This is a genomic window from Kitasatospora sp. NPDC097643 (assembly GCF_040302625.1).
Taxonomy (GTDB): domain Bacteria; phylum Actinomycetota; class Actinomycetes; order Streptomycetales; family Streptomycetaceae; genus Kitasatospora.
In genome coordinates, this window is sequence record NZ_JBEOSA010000122.1 from 1 (window position 1) to 11027 (window position 11027).

Annotated in this window: 12 protein-coding genes; 4 read left to right on the top strand and 8 right to left on the bottom strand. The window is 73.4% G+C overall.

Annotated features, from left to right (window positions below; genetic code table 11):
* The first annotated feature begins 198 nt into the window (after window positions 1–198).
* The 3 genes from ABTY15_RS38750 to ABTY15_RS38760 all read left to right on the top strand — a co-directional run bounded on the left by ABTY15_RS38750 (window position 199) and on the right by ABTY15_RS38760 (window position 2364).
* Window positions 199–843 (top strand): hemerythrin domain-containing protein, encoded by a 645-nt coding sequence (locus ABTY15_RS38750; RefSeq protein ID WP_350607026.1) that lies wholly within the window; start codon window positions 199–201, stop codon window positions 841–843.
* A gap of 210 nt (window positions 844–1053) precedes the next feature.
* A complete protein-coding gene (locus ABTY15_RS38755; protein WP_350607029.1) occupies window positions 1054–1656 on the top strand; it encodes an anthrone oxygenase family protein in 603 nt (200 codons plus the stop codon).
* Window positions 1657–2004: 348 nt separating this feature from the next.
* Window positions 2005–2364, top strand: coding sequence for a hypothetical protein (locus tag ABTY15_RS38760; RefSeq protein WP_350607031.1), 360 nt, complete (start codon window positions 2005–2007; stop codon window positions 2362–2364).
* A 172-nt stretch (window positions 2365–2536) separates the two neighbouring features.
* Here the strand turns inward: ABTY15_RS38760 and ABTY15_RS38765 are convergent, their stop codons facing one another.
* The 3 genes from ABTY15_RS38765 to ABTY15_RS38775 all read right to left on the bottom strand — a co-directional run bounded on the left by ABTY15_RS38765 (window position 2537) and on the right by ABTY15_RS38775 (window position 5482).
* On the bottom strand, window positions 2537–3865 hold the full coding sequence (locus ABTY15_RS38765; protein ID WP_350607036.1) for a M64 family metallopeptidase: 1329 nt from the start codon (window positions 3863–3865) through the stop codon (window positions 2537–2539).
* Window positions 3866–3994: 129 nt separating this feature from the next.
* On the bottom strand, window positions 3995–4744 hold the full coding sequence (locus ABTY15_RS38770; protein ID WP_350607038.1) for a hypothetical protein: 750 nt from the start codon (window positions 4742–4744) through the stop codon (window positions 3995–3997).
* A gap of 57 nt (window positions 4745–4801) precedes the next feature.
* On the bottom strand, window positions 4802–5482 hold the full coding sequence (locus ABTY15_RS38775) for a hypothetical protein (protein WP_350607042.1): 681 nt from the start codon (window positions 5480–5482) through the stop codon (window positions 4802–4804).
* Between the two features lie 217 nt (window positions 5483–5699).
* Between ABTY15_RS38775 and ABTY15_RS38780 the strand changes: the two genes are divergently transcribed.
* Window positions 5700–6554 carry an SAM-dependent methyltransferase gene (locus tag ABTY15_RS38780; RefSeq protein ID WP_350607046.1) on the top strand — a complete coding sequence of 285 codons (855 nt, stop codon included), beginning with the start codon at window positions 5700–5702 and terminating at the stop codon, window positions 6552–6554.
* Here ABTY15_RS38780 and ABTY15_RS38785 read toward each other — a convergent pair.
* From ABTY15_RS38785 to ABTY15_RS38805, 5 genes are all read right to left on the bottom strand, one after another.
* A complete protein-coding gene (locus ABTY15_RS38785) occupies window positions 6538–7032 on the bottom strand; it encodes an anthrone oxygenase family protein (RefSeq protein WP_350607048.1) in 495 nt (164 codons plus the stop codon). The two genes, ABTY15_RS38780 and ABTY15_RS38785, sit on opposite strands and share 17 nt — an antisense overlap.
* Window positions 7033–7119: 87 nt before the next feature.
* A complete protein-coding gene (locus tag ABTY15_RS38790) occupies window positions 7120–7905 on the bottom strand; it encodes a 4'-phosphopantetheinyl transferase family protein (protein WP_350607052.1) in 786 nt (261 codons plus the stop codon).
* Entirely contained in the window at window positions 7902–8837 is a 936-nt protein-coding gene (locus ABTY15_RS38795; protein ID WP_350607057.1) for an alpha/beta fold hydrolase, read from the bottom strand. The genes ABTY15_RS38790 and ABTY15_RS38795 overlap by 4 nt, the downstream gene beginning before the upstream one ends.
* A complete protein-coding gene (locus ABTY15_RS38800) occupies window positions 8834–9313 on the bottom strand; it encodes an SRPBCC family protein (protein ID WP_350607061.1) in 480 nt (159 codons plus the stop codon). The genes ABTY15_RS38795 and ABTY15_RS38800 overlap by 4 nt, the downstream gene beginning before the upstream one ends.
* 46 nt (window positions 9314–9359) lie before the next feature.
* A complete protein-coding gene (locus tag ABTY15_RS38805) occupies window positions 9360–10850 on the bottom strand; it encodes an FAD-binding protein (protein ID WP_350607066.1) in 1491 nt (496 codons plus the stop codon).
* Between the last annotated feature and the right edge of the window lie 177 nt (window positions 10851–11027).

The window sequence follows — 11027 nt, forward strand, 5'->3', positions numbered from 1 at the left end:
ACGCGTCGTTGGGGGACGGGGTGTGGCAGGCGTTGGGTCGTGCGCCGAAGGACTTCGCGGAGTACGCCCGCGAGGCCGCGGCCACCGGCGTCTGGGACGTCTGATCGGGCTCCTCCGAGGCGCGGCCCCAACCGGCCGTCCCCGGAAGGGCGTTGGCGGTCCTCCCCGGAGGGCCTGAGAGACCGTGGAGGTCTGGACATGTCGGAACGCGATGAGGTGTGGTCGACCGAGCAGGGCCCCGGCGGGCTGCCCGGACATGTCCGGGGCTTCGCGCTGATGCACGTGGCGATGCGCCGCGACGCCGCGCGGCTGAGCGCGGTCGCCGCCCGTCGGCAGCCGCTGTCGGCGGCGCTGACGGACTGGTTCGGACGGCTGCGCGCGGTGATCGACTGGCACCACCACAGCGAGGACGAGATCCTCTGGCCGTTCCTGCGCGAGCGGGTGGCCGGCTTCGACGACGGTGGCGTCCTGGAGGCGGACCACAGTGCGCTGGACCGGGTGATGGCCGAGGTCGCGGCCGTGCTCGGATCCGGCCGGAGTGCCGAACTGCCCGAAGCCGCAGAGGCTTTCGAGACGCTGATCCGCGACCACCTGCGGCACGAGGAGCCGGTGGTGTTCCCGGCCGTCGCGGGCCTGCCGAAGGACGAGTACCTGCGGGTGGAGCGCCGGATCATCGGCAGCGCGCCGACCCAGGTGATGACGTACCTCCAGCCGTGGATGTTCGACGGCGCGGACGCCGCCTCGGTGCGGGCGGTGTCGGCGACCATCCCGGCCCCGGTGCGACTGCTCGGCCGCACCCTGCTGGAGCGCCGCTACCGGCGCACCCTGGAGCCGGTGCGGTGACCGGTCGGCGGCACGGCGGTGCGGAGCGCAACAGCGGTGCGGAGCGCAACAGCCGTGCCGGTGAGCCGGGTTCCGCTAGTCGCGGTCGTGTTGCGCAGCCCGCTGCACGGTGGGCGGTGTCGCTTGTTCCGATGTTCGTCGGCCTCGCCGCGCGCGGTGCCGTGCGGCCCCCGTGCGGTGCGGGGGCCGGGAGAGTGAAGGGGTCCTGAGATGCGTTCGGATCAGACTGCGGTACCGGTGTCCTACTCGACTTCGTCGGCCTTCGGCCGGCCGGGCCCGGGGAGTTCGGGGCACGGCCTGCCCGTCGCCGGCCAGAGCAAGGCCGCCGGCCCGGTGCTGGTGGCGGCGACCATTGCGATGGGGCTGATGGCGGGCCTGTTCTTCGCCTTCGACGTGTCGGTGATGCCGGGCCTGGCGGCCGGTGACGACCGGACGTACGTGACGGCGATGCAGCACATCAACAAGTCGATCGAGAACGGGCTGTTCGGCCTGGTCTTCGTCGGCGCGTTCCTGGCCACCGGTGTGGCGGCGTGGTTGCAGCACAAGGCGGGGCGGCGGCAGGTCGCGCTGTGGGCGGCGGCGGCGACCGTGCTGTACGTGGTCGCGCTGATGGTCACCATGGGCGTGAACATCCCGCTGAACAACGAGCTGGCGCAGGCGGGTGACCCGTCCCAGATCCACGACTTCGCCGCCGTGCGCACGAAGTTCGAGGGCACCTGGGTCGCCGCCAACATGCTGCGCACGCTGCTGTGCACGGCCGGTCTGGTGTCGCTGACCCGGGCGCTGGTCCTGCACGGCCGTTCCTCGCGCTGAACGTCCCGCCCCCGTACCGGGGTTGCCGGGGCAGGTGCCCGTCCGCCGTACGCGGACGGGCACTTGTGCGTGCCGATGAGTGCCGATGCGGTCCGATGCGTTCCGGTGGCGTTGTGCTGCCGTTGTGCTGCCGTTCGGAGGGTGCCCGGCGGCCCGGACGACGGCCGGGTGCGCCGGAGCGTGCGCCGGTGCGCCGGGTGGGTGCTGTTGGTCAAGTTCCGTGAAGACGCCTGGAGTTGGCGTTCACGGCGCTGTGGGTGGAGCATGGGCGGGCCCGGCTGTTGCGGCCCCGCTTCGGCGCCCCGGCCGGGCCCGGAATCCGGCGTGGGTGGGGAGGGGGCGGGGTCCATGGAGTCGGAGGCGCGGCCGTTCGTGGTCCGGGGGCGGGCGGTACCGCTGGCCAGATATCTGGCGGAGGAGGAGATCGAGGGCCTGGTGGCGTGCTCGTGCATCGGGAACGAGGTCACGCTCGACTTCTCGGACACCCGGATCCTGGTGAGCCTGGTCGACGTCGCGGGCGTGGTGCGGCTGAACTTCCACATGGTCCAGGACGGTCCGGCCGCCGCGCGCTCCTGGTCGCGGCGGCTCCCGGCCGGGCTCGGCCCGCGCGAGATCGCCGGGCGGATCGCGGTCGACGTCCGGGCCCTGGCCCGGGAACTCGCCCCGCTGCGCCGCAACCCGCCGCGCGGGCCTGCGACGTCCTCGTAGGCTCGCGCGCCAGCGGCATCCTCGTGGGCCCGTGCCGGCGGCGTCATCGTAGGCCCGTGCGCCTGTGACGTCATCGCCGGAGCACCCTGATGCACCGCCAAGAGGTCTGGACCGCGCCGCCCGATGGCGGCGTGGTCCAGACCGGTCCGTCATCCGTCCTCCCGCCGCCGGGTCAGGGCAGCACCACCCAGGACAGGCTCCCGGTGAGGTTCTCGCGCAGCGCCGGGTCGGCCACCGCGGGGGTGGGGTCGGTGGCGACGGCCGTCAGCAGGTGGGGCAGGTGGCGCGGGCCGGCCGGGTGGAGCGCGGCCACCTCCACTGTGGTCCGCCCGTGCAGCTGCGGCAGCTCGCGGCCGTCCAGGAACCAGCGCAGCCGGGTGCCCGGCACGGGCAGGTCGACGCTGAGGCGGTCGGCCGGGGTGAGCCAGGTATCGGTGGAGGTCGAGCTGGTCAGCGGGGTCGCGTGGCGGTAGAAGCCGGCGATCATCGCCTCGCGCCCCGGCAGGTTGAACTCCCGGCCCAGCGACCGCATGATCGAATTCTCGGTCGGGCGGAACAGCCCGGCCGGGTAGTAGCCGGCGCCCTCGTACGCGCCGACCGGGCCGCCGTCGGGGGAGGTCTGGCCGAGCCAGCGGTACCACTTGGTGCGCTGGGCGCGCAGCTGGTCGGCGGTGAGCGTGCTGATGTTGGCCTCGGCGGGCTCGTCGCCGTGGTAGGTGCCCTGGCCCTCGTAGGCGTACTCGTCGGCCAGCTTGCCCAGCGAGTGCCCGGTCTCGTGCACGGCGATCTGCCCGGACCGCGCGTTGCCGCCGGCCACCGTGGCGATGCCCTCGTAGCCGAGCGGGGAGGTGATGTCGTTGTAGCCGGCGCCGCCGTACTTGGCGCTGTTGGCCACCACGATCACCAGGTCCGCCTGCGGGGCCTTCGCCGCGTAGCGGTCGACGGCCTTCTCGTCCACGCAGAGCAGCCGCTCGACACCGTCGCACCAGAAGTACGAGCCGAGCGCGGTGTGCCGCACCGTCGCCTGGTCGGGATCCCCGGTGACGCCCGAGTCCTGCGAGACGGCCGACACCGCCCAGACGTTGAACAGGCCCCGATAGGTCTTGTACGGCTCGACGGCGGTGATCTCGCGCCACTTCTCGGTGGCGTCGGCGCGGAACTTGTCCTGCTCCTGGGCGGCGTAGCCGTCCCCGATCACCACCACGTCCAGCTTGGTGGCCGGATCGCCGCCGCGCACCAGGGCGGTGACGTCCCCGTCGCCCGCCAGCGGCGCCACGCCGGGCGCGGGGGCGGCCGCGTACGGGGAGGCGCCCGGCACCCGGGCCCGGGAGATGCCGCCGTCCTCGGCGAACACCTCCACCTCGTGCCGGCCGTCCCCGGAGCTGCCGCTTTCGGCGGGCGTGGGCGCAGGTGCGGGTGCGGCGAACGCGGGTGCGCCGCTGAGCAGTACCGAGGCGAGGGCGGCGGCGAGAAGGGTCGAGGCGGTCCGGCTGCGGCGCACGGGTGTCCTCCCGGTGGGGGCAGGGGCGAGGTGTGACATGGTATCCAGGCTGACGAGAACCTGACAACCTGTCACGCCGCCTCCGGTCAACGCGGCAGCCCCGTACTGGGCGGGGCTGCCGGACAGCCGCTAACCCGCCGCCCCCTGCGCCGGCGTGAAGCCGAGTGCGTCGGCCAGGGCGCGGGCATGCTCCGCCGTGATCCCGAGGGCGAGCGGGATCTGCCGGGGGCTGTACTCGGAGGAGCAGACGGCGAGCGGGCTGTCGTCCGTGACCCGCCAGTGCGGCTCCAGGTGCCGCGCGGGCTCGTCCAGCAGCGCGGCGGCCAGCCCGGGCGCCGCCTCCGGCCGGATCCCCACCTCGACCAGCGCCCGCGCCACCAGGTCCGACGCCTCCGGGGGCGTGTCCGCGTCGCCCAGCGCCGGGAGCAGGAGCAGCAGCCGCTGCGCGGGATCCGACAGGCCGTCGGCCCCCTCCCGGCCACCCCGGGCGAGCGTGAGCAACTCGGACCAGGACAGCCCGGGGCCCGAACCGTGCGGGCCGAACTGGCCGAGGTAGCCCAGCCGCCCCCAACGCGGATGCCGGACGAAGAAGTCCACGAGGCTCTCGTCCTCGTAGGCGACGTACGCGACGCAGGCCGTGTGTCCGCCGGTGAACGGCACCCGCAGCACCAGCCACGGCTGCCCGGCGTCGGAGAGCCGCCCCAGCATCGCCTCGTGGGCGTCCGGGTCCACCCCGTACGACGCCACGTCCTCGTCCCCGGAGCCCAATGTCATCAGCAGGTGGGCGAGCCAGAACGCGGGATCGCCCGCGAGGTCCTCACCCGCCAGCAACTCCTCGCCGTCGTCCAGGTATTCGGGGATGTGCACCGCAGCAGTCATGGCCGGGAGCGTAGCCCGCCGCACCGACACCCGGCGGGGCCGCCCCCGGCCGGCGCCCTACTCCATGGCGATGCTGGTGCTGATCGCGACCGTGATCAGCCAGGCCGTGATGCTCAGCGCCAGCGCCAGCGGCAGCGAGAAGCGGCCCATCAGCTGGATCGAGGCGCCCATGAAGGTGATGATGCCGACGAACAGGATCACCCCGACCAGGTTCGCCACGTCCGGCAGCCGCGGCCCCAGTAACCCGGCCGCCGTCAGCGCGGTCCCCAGGCCGATCAGCAGCCCCACCCAGAGCGAGGACATCCACGGGGTGCTCGGGACCTCGGCCCGGTGCCCGTGATAGCTGACCTCGATCGCCCGGCCGCGCCAGACCTTCAGGTCCACGACGGTGTCGACCGACACGTCGTCGTAGAACGCCTCCCCGACGGAGTACGTCTCCGGCGAGGCCTTCTCCCGGGCGACGGTCAGGATGTAGGAGTCCGAGTCGCTGTCGTGCTGCTCCTTCTTGTCCGTCACCCGCCCGCTCTCCCGCTGCGCGCAGTCCGCCCCCGGCGGGATGTCGGCGCTGCCGCAGACCGGGGCGGAGCGGTGCGCCACCACCACGTCGTGGGCGTCGACGAACCGGGCGAACCCGAGCCCGACGACGGCCAGCCCGGCCGCCAGCAGCACCCCCTGCACCACCACCCTGAGCACCAGCCTGCCGACCGGCCGCCGGTCCTGCCTCCGTGCGTCCGCCACGTTCCCCACGTCCCCCCCCACCCACCGCACTCCGAGGTGTCCGCCGTGCCCGGGAAACCCCGGACACAGCTCGGATGATGCCAGGCAACCCGCCCGACCGGTGCGGAACTGCTGCCCGCTGTCACGTACTTGTGGAACTCGGGTCACAACGGTGACGACCCGGCAACTCGCCGATCCTGCCGGGTGGTTCCCCGCCGCTGCGAGGTACATTCTCGGCATGACGACCAACGCCGAACCGCTGAGCCCGGTCTCCCGGACGGCCCTGTCCGTTGCGCGGGTGCGGGCCCACGAGAGCGCGCAGCCCGAACCGCTCTTCGTCGACCCCTACGCTGCCGCCTTCGCGGCCGCCGCCGGGATGCCGGTGCGCGCCGTCGAGCCCGACCGCGCCTTCGCCCGGAGCCTGGTCGCCCACAGCATCCTGCGCACCCGGTTCTACGACGACCGCCTGCTCGCCGCCGGCGCCGGGCAGGTCGTGCTGCTCGCGGCGGGCCTGGACACCCGCGCCTACCGGCTGGACTGGCCGTCCGGCACCCGGCTGTACGAGCTCGACCTCGCCCCCGTCCTGGCCTTCAAGGAACAGGTGCTCGCCGATCACGGCGCCGAACCCGGCTGCGCCCGCACCGCTCTGCCCGGCGACCTGCTGGACCCCGACTGGCCGCGCCGCCTCCGCGCAGCGGGCTTCGATCCGCGGCGGCCGACCGCCTGGCTCGCCGAGGGCCTGCTGGTCTACCTCACCGCCGAGCAGGCGGCCGCCCTGTTCGCCGCGGTCGGCGAACTCTCCGCCCCCGGCAGCCGGTTGCTGCTGGAGAAGGGCCGGGACGTCGCCCGGACACCCCGGGACCCGTCGCTCGCCCACGTCACCGACCTCTGGGAGGGCGGCCTCGGCCCCGACACGCACCACTGGCTCGCCGAGCACGGCTGGACCATCCGCCTCACCGGCCTCACCGAGATCGCCACCGCCTACGGCCGCCCGCTCCCGCCCGGCTCCGGCCTCCACGAGGCCGGCTTCATCGAGGCCGTCCGCGACAACGCGGCCGATTGGGGTAACGGGCCCGTCAGCTCTTCCCGTTGAGGACCAGGGCGTAGGCGAGGAAGCCGAGCGCACCGGTGCACAGCAGCGCCCGCAGTACGTTGAAGCGCACCCAGCGCGCCTCGAACCGGCCCCGTACGGCGGCGGGTTCGGCGATCCGGCGCGGGTCCCCGGCCGCGGCGAGCTCGTTGTTCAGTGGGATGTTGACGGACCGGGTGACGCCGAGTGCCGCGACGTACAGCACGAGCGCGGCGACGGTCGGCGCCAGCGCGTGGTGTCCGTCCGCGGGCAGGTGCAGGGCGACCGCCGCGGCGGTCGCCAGCAGCGCGCCGACGTAGCCGAGGACGAACCAGGCGTTCAGGATGGCCACGTTGACGCGCTGCATGACCTCGATGAACGTCCGGTCCTCGGTGCGCCGCAGGGCCGGCATGACGGAGCAGGAGTAGGCGTAGAACAGCCCGGCGGTCAGCCCGCAGGTGACGGTGGCGGCGATCAGGGTGAGCGTGCGTGCCAGTTCCATGGGCCGGGCCCTTCTCCGTGGTCATCGGTCGGCTGCTCAAGAGTCTGTCAAATGACTGGACGTCAAATCATCTGTCAGCGTCCAGGATCAGCGCCACTTGTCCGCACGAAGACCCCGCGCCGGGACGGCGAGCGCGGTGAGCACGATGCCCCGGTGGACCGTCCAACGCCCCCTCCGCGGCACGGGGTCGTGCGGATGCCGGGCCGTGAACGTGGCGTCGACGCCCAGCTCGACCTCGATGGTCGCCAGCCCGGTCCACCGGGGATCGAGCGGGAACCACGCCTTGTACGTCGCCTCCTTGGCACTGAACAGCAGCCGGTCCCAGGGGACTTGACCGGCCGGGAGGGCTTCGAGGCGGCCGAGTTCGGCCTCGGAGGCGGTCAGCGCGAGGACGCCGCGCGGCAACGGTTCGGCGGGCTCGGCGTCGATCCCGAGGGAGGCGAGCCGGGTGGTACGGGCGGTGGCGCAGGCGGTGTAGCCGTCGCAGTGCGTGATGCTGCCGGCGATGCCGACGGGCCAGCCGGGCGCGCCGCCCGGACCGGGGAGCAGCGGGACCGGCGGGTGCCCGAGGGCGGCCAGGGTGCGGCGGGCGAGCGTCCGCGCGGCGGTGAACTGGCGCCGGCGGCGCGGGGAACGGCCCGCGATGTGATCGACCTCGGGGCCCAGCAGCGGGCCGTCCGGCGGGGCGCCGAAGGCCTCGGCCCACCGCGCCCCTGCCGGCAGCACCGTCCCCAGCCCGTACCCCGGAAGGCCCGCGCCGCCGATGTCCCCGTCGACGTCCCCGTCAACGAACCCCTCGACGAACCCCTCGACGCCGGTGTCCCGACCGCTTCGAGCGGCCGGGACAGCGGCTGCGGCGGCGGACACGGTCATCGGCCGGCGGACTCGCTCGCCAGGGCGTGCACCAGCCGGGCGAGCCGGTCGGGCGTCTCCAGCGGCAGCATGTGCCCGGCGCCCGCCACCTCCTCGAACCGCGCCTCCGGCAGCGTGTCCGCCAGCACCCGGCTCAGCGCCGGGTCGACGACCTTGTCGGCGCTGCCCGAGACGACCACGGCGGGGGCGGTGACCCGCCCCAGGCCCGGACGCAGGTCCATGCCCTGGGTGGAGGCGAAACAGGCCGCGCGCACCGTACGGTCGCAGGCGGCGAACAGCCGGCGGTTGCGCTCGCGGACCTCGAACGCGGCGGTCGGACCGACGGTCTGGCCGAGCAGCCGACGGCCCAGCCACGGGGTGCGCAGCGCGCGGGCGAACGGCTTGGCGCCCATCATCCGGACCTCGCTGGCGGGCGTGTCCTGCCCGTGCGCGGCGGTGCCGGCCAGCACCAGCCCCGCCAGCCGTGCGCGGGCCGCCGGGGCGTCCGTCGCGAACAGCCGCGCCGCCCAGGCCAGCGCGGCGAAGCCACCGCCGGAGTGCCCGAGGACCACCACCGGACCCTCCGGGGCGACGGTGTCCACGACGCTGCCGAGGTCGCGGCCGAGCCGCTCGATGCCGACCGGCTCGGAGCCGAGCGTGGCCGAGCCGTGCCCGCGCTGGTCGTAGGCCGCGACGGTGTGCCCGGCGGTGGCCAGCAGCTCGGCGATCTCGTGCCAGACCGTCCGGCCGGCGGCCCAGCCGTGCGCCAGGACGACCACCGGCCCCGCACCGGCCGACTCCGCCGCCCCCGCCGGGTGGTACAGGGTGACGGCCAGCCGGGCGCCGTCGTCGGTGTGGACGGTGCGGTCGGTGACGGCCACGGCGTGCGGACCGGGCAGCGGCGCGGGCGCGACCCGGCCCTGCGGGCGGGTGGTTTCGACGGTGGTGGTCATCGGGTGCCCTTGCTGGTGAGGCGGGTGTTGAGGTGGGAGAACGCGTTCTGGGTGGCCTGCGAGTGCTGCGCGCCGATGTTGGCGACCTTGGCGAGGATGCTCAGCCAGCCCTGCGGGGTGGCCGTGAACGTCATCGACAGCCGGGTCCGGGTGTCGCCGTCGACCGGGGTGAGGTCGAAGACGCTGCGCCCGCGGAAGGCGCCGTCGGTGTAGTCGGCGGCCAGCTGCCGGCCGGGGGTGACGGAGGTGGTGGTCGCGGTGAACCGCAGCTTCGGTCCGCCCTTGTCGACGCCCTTGGTGTGGACGGTGACGAGGGTGGTGCCGCCGACGTGCTCGGGGCCGGTGAAGCCGGGCTCGAAGGTGTTGTGCGGCGTCCACCAGTTGGCGGCGCCGTTGAGCTCGGCGATGAGCTCGCGCCAGACCTGGTCGACGGGCGCGTTGATGATGGTCGAGTCGACGATGTCGTAACGGTCCACGGTACGGGCCTTTCGGTCGGGGGCCTGGGTGGCTGACGGCGAGGGGTCAGCCGAAGATGTGCTGGCCCGGGGTCAGGGTGTACGCGGGGTCGAACTGGCGCTTGGCGGCGGCGAAGGAACTCCAGCGGGCGCCGTAGTGCCGCTGCCAGTCGGCCGCGGTCATCTGCGGAATCGCACCGACCATGTAGCGCTTGGCGCCGAGGCTGACGGCGTAGTCGTAGAGGCGACGGTTGCGCGGCAGCATCTGGGAGGTGTCGGTGGTGGGGTGCGGGAAGGCCAGCAGGTCGAACAGGTAGGCAATGGGCTCGCTCGGCGTCATGGCGAACGGGCGGGTGATCTTGTTGGTGAAGAAGGGGTAGAAGAGCAGCAGCCCGGCGCCCAGGTCGTCCGGGGAGAGGGTCTGGGCCACGGTGCGCATGAACGTGCCGGCCTGCGAGGCGGGCAGGAAGAGGCTGAGCCAGGGCTTCGGCTGGTTCCAGTACCCGCCCGACTTGAGGCTGTCGGCGAACGCGTCCACGCGGAAGGTGTACTCGCGGTACGTCTGGTCGGTGATCACCGTGTCCGACGCGACCGGGCGCAGGTCACGCAGCAGCGTCGCGCGGTCCGGCGGCGTGGTGCCGTTGTAGTAGGCGACGGTCTCGATCTTGTAGCGGGGCGGCGCGCCGTTCGGCGCGGGCAGCACCTCGCCGACCTGGCTGCCGAACCGCCCGTCCACCAGCAGCCGCTCCTGGTCCGCGAGATAGGTGGCGAGATCGTCGTAGTACAGGAGGAACACCAGCGCCCGCTCCGGGGCGGGGACCAGCTTCACGGTGGCCCGCACGATGACGCCCACCTGGCCCGCACCGCCCAGCGCGGCGTCGAACAGCTCGCGGTTGCGGGTGGGGGAGGCGGTGAGCAGCCGGCCCGTGCCCGTGACGATGTCGATCGACTCGACGGTGTCCGCCTGGAGCCCGTACTTCTGCACCGTGGACCCGATGCCGCCGACACTGATCGTGCCGCCGATCGACAGGTGCAGGTAGTCCGTCAGGCAGGGCGGGGTGAGGCCCTGCGCGAGCGCGGCGTCGGTCAGCTGCGCCCAGGTGACACCCGGCTCGACGACCGCACTGGTGGGGCCGATCGAGATGATGCGGTTCAGGCAGCGGGCGTCGATGCTGATGCCCCCGGGGACGGCGGCCTGCCCGTAGTTGGAGTGCGACTCCAGGTCCGTGCCGGTCCCGCTGCGCCCGTTCATGGCGACCTTGAGGCCGTTGCAGCGCGCGTAGTTGACGATCTTCACGATGTCCTGGACGGACCCGGGCTTGAGCACGGCGTGCGGGGCGGCGGAGACCAGCCGCCCGAAGTCGTTGCTGAACTCGCTGATCGTCGCCGCCGTGGTGGTGAGGCTGCCCTCCAGGGCCGGCACGGGAGACAGCCGGCCGGCTGTCGCGTCGACGGCGTCGTCCGTGGTGGCCCAGGCGCGGGTGGTGGCGTTCCAGCCGACCACGGCCGCGGCGAGGCCGGTGATCACCGTGCGTCGTGACAGTGGTGCTGTGCTCATGCTGCTGCTCTCCCATTCCTTCGTGGCGGTCGTGTGCGGGAGGCCCGCTCCGTCGGCGGGCCTTCTCGCGCTGTGAGTTATCCGCTGTTATTCGTTGGTGTTGTTGTGGGTGGTGTGGGTGGTGGTTTGGTAGTTGTGGGTGTCGTGGTGGTTGGTTTGTTTGTGGAATTTGTGGGT

What these genes read in the sequence shown, in the direction of transcription:
- ABTY15_RS38750 (WP_350607026.1), top strand. Translation starts at nt 199, where the DNA reads ATGTCGGAACGCGATGAGGTGTGGTCGACCGAGCAGGGCCCCGGCGGG.
- ABTY15_RS38755 (WP_350607029.1), top strand. Translation starts at nt 1,054, where the DNA reads ATGCGTTCGGATCAGACTGCGGTACCGGTGTCCTACTCGACTTCGTCG.
- ABTY15_RS38760 (WP_350607031.1), top strand. Translation starts at nt 2,005, where the DNA reads ATGGAGTCGGAGGCGCGGCCGTTCGTGGTCCGGGGGCGGGCGGTACCG.
- ABTY15_RS38770 (WP_350607038.1), bottom strand. Translation starts at nt 4,744, where the DNA reads ATGACTGCTGCGGTGCACATCCCCGAATACCTGGACGACGGCGAGGAG.
- ABTY15_RS38780 (WP_350607046.1), top strand. Translation starts at nt 5,700, where the DNA reads ATGACGACCAACGCCGAACCGCTGAGCCCGGTCTCCCGGACGGCCCTG.
- ABTY15_RS38785 (WP_350607048.1), bottom strand. Translation starts at nt 7,032, where the DNA reads ATGGAACTGGCACGCACGCTCACCCTGATCGCCGCCACCGTCACCTGC.
- ABTY15_RS38790 (WP_350607052.1), bottom strand. Translation starts at nt 7,905, where the DNA reads ATGACCGTGTCCGCCGCCGCAGCCGCTGTCCCGGCCGCTCGAAGCGGT.
- ABTY15_RS38795 (WP_350607057.1), bottom strand. Translation starts at nt 8,837, where the DNA reads ATGACCACCACCGTCGAAACCACCCGCCCGCAGGGCCGGGTCGCGCCC.
- ABTY15_RS38805 (WP_350607066.1), bottom strand. Translation starts at nt 10,850, where the DNA reads ATGAGCACAGCACCACTGTCACGACGCACGGTGATCACCGGCCTCGCC.